The organism is Candidatus Margulisiibacteriota bacterium (assembly GCA_018822365.1).
Lineage (GTDB): Bacteria > Margulisbacteria > WOR-1 > O2-12-FULL-45-9 > XYB2-FULL-48-7 > XYB2-FULL-45-9.
Map to the genome: position 1 here is coordinate 1 of JAHJKL010000068.1, position 2,347 is coordinate 2,347.

Here is a 2,347-nt window from a genome sequence, read left to right on the forward strand (position 1 = left end):
ATCCATTAACCAGTTCACTACGAGCCAGATAATCCCTAACCAAATGCCTTCTTTTAAATAATCTTTTTCTACTTTATTAAAATAGAGCACAATACAGACTGCGCTAGTAATCCCGCCGATCACGATCATTAAAGTCTTGAAAAATATCTGATCACTTTCCATTAAGCCCAGTAAAGGGATGGCGGAAATATAAGGCACTGCCCAAACGATCAAACCATAACCGATCTTTCTTAACATACGAATTCCTCCTCGTATAATATGTTTAGGAACCTGCGACTGAAGTCGCGGTTCCTTTTAACCCTATGCATATTTACTTTATCAAAATGTCTCTGTATCATTCCCCTAGAGGCGGAATGAGAGGGAAAAGCTTTCCCTCCTTGAAGCCCCGATTTATCGGGGACTTCTTTAGAAAGTCTGCTTCCCTCGGTTGCGGGACTGGAATTCTTACCCGCATCTTGTTCGGCCGGAGAGAGCGCCTCGCGAGCAGCGGGGCTTGCACTCGCTCTGCCGGTCAGTTCTTATTCGGCGAGGCTGTTTGCGCCCGCAACCTGCAGAGACCCTCTCTTTCGCCCCAATTTAACCCCGCTCTTGCGGGAAAGGAGCCGATTTAAATGTCAAAGACCCTTTTCGTCGGCATTGACGCCCATTCAGAATCAAATACCGCTTGCTTCCTCGACCAGGAAGGAAAGATTATCCTCAAATCTTTTCCCTTCCCTAACAATCTCCCCGGCGCTCAAGGCCTGGAAGCCAAAATTGTTTCTGTTATGAACGAAAACAATTTCGATTCCCTTAAAATCGCCGCCGAGTCCACTTCCTTTTACAGTCTTCATCTCGTCGAGTTTCTGGCGACCTCTTCGGTTATCTCTCCCTTCGCTCCTCTGGTCTATCAGTTCAATCCCAAACTCACCAATGCTTTCAAAAAAGCTTATCCCGACAAGGACAAAACCGACAACATTGACGCCTTTGTTGTGGCCGACCGTCTTCGCTTTGGCCGACTCCCTGAACCCTACAATGTCCAACAGCCCTATGTCCCTTTGCGCCGTCTGACCCGCTATCGCTTTCATCTGGTCGAATCAATTTCCAGAGAGAAAAACTATTTCCTCTCCCATCTCTTCCTCAAGTTTTCGTCTTTCTCTTCGCTTGAGCCGTTTAGCAATCCCTTCGGTGCCGCCAGTATGGCCTTGATCACTGAAAACTTGTCTGCCGATGAATTAGCCGCCATGCCGGTTGATGACCTCGTCCAATTCGTAATTCATCACGGCAAAAACCGCTTTCCCAATCCCGGTAAAATCGCTGAGGCCTTAAAGAAAGTCGCTCGCGAGTCATATCGCATCCGCCCCGCTCTGGCCGACTCCGTCAATCTCATTTTGGCCATGTCGTTGCGCTCCATCAAAGCTCTCACTGCTTCCCTTAAAGAAGTCGACAAAGCTATCGCCGATGAGTTTAAAGCTTTTCCCAATACCTTGCTTTCTGTCCCGGGACTTGGGCCCGTCTACAGTGCCGGTATCCTCTCGGAAATCGGCAACATCAAATCCTTCTCTTCCCAGGACAAGCTTGCCAAGTTTGCCGGCCTGACCTGGCGTAAAAATCAATCCGGTGGTTTTCAAGCCGAAAACACCCGAATGACCAAAACCGGCAATCAATATCTTCGCTACTACTTGATCGAGGCCGCTAATTCGTTGAGAATGCACAACGAAGAGTTTAAGGCCTACTATCGATCAAAGCACGGCGAAGTGCCCAAGCACCAACACAAGCGTGCGGTCTCGCTAACTGCGAGAAAATTGGTGAGATTGGTTTTCTTTCTGCTCAAGAACAACCAGCTCTACCAGCCACCCGCAAAAAGGAGGTCCGCAACTATTTAAATTTCAAAGTTCTAGATCGTTTCGATTCTGTTTCTTTTGGATAATCAGAATCCGTGTGCCATTTTATGCTTAATTTAATTAACTTAATCCAAATATTGCCTATTGACATATTACCGCATCACTTTTTTACTTTTTCTTCCATCTTTTAAGATTTGGTAAAATGTTTTGCGCCATTTGCCTGGCTTGCGCTTCAGAAATGTTCATTTTAGCTGCCATACCAACAAGTTTTTCGATCTTTTGCTCCATAGTAATGACCCCATCCGTAAACTTGCCGTCTTTATAGCAAAAGTGGCAGTATTCCTGATTCTTACTGCCATCGGCATTTGTGCCCAGGTCTTCTTCCCGGCGCAGCGGCATGCTGCAGCTTTGACAAACTTGTTCCATATTTTTCCCTCCCATTAGTGAGTGTCTATATAATCCCTTAGATCCGCGACCTCTATGAAAGTATATCCGCCATTGGTGCTCTTGTAAAGTTTATAATGAGA

Annotated in this window: 3 protein-coding genes; 1 reads left to right on the plus strand and 2 read right to left on the minus strand. The window is 46.4% G+C overall.

Annotated features, from left to right (window positions below; all coding sequences use genetic code 11):
• Positions 1-237, minus strand: a 237-nt coding sequence (locus KKF06_06305) for a hypothetical protein (protein ID MBU1617362.1), incomplete at its 3' end; no start/stop codon positions are given.
• 374 nt (positions 238-611) lie between these two features.
• Here KKF06_06305 and KKF06_06310 point away from each other — a divergent pair.
• Entirely contained in the window at positions 612-1,862 is a 1,251-nt protein-coding gene (locus tag KKF06_06310; GenBank protein MBU1617363.1) for an IS110 family transposase, read from the plus strand.
• Positions 1,863-1,988: 126 nt separating this feature from the next.
• Here KKF06_06310 and KKF06_06315 read toward each other — a convergent pair whose 3' ends face one another.
• The gene (locus KKF06_06315; protein ID MBU1617364.1) at positions 1,989-2,246 is read right to left on the minus strand and encodes a zinc ribbon domain-containing protein; all 258 of its coding nucleotides are present in this window, start codon (positions 2,244-2,246) and stop codon (positions 1,989-1,991) included.
• Between the last annotated feature and the right edge of the window lie 101 nt (positions 2,247-2,347).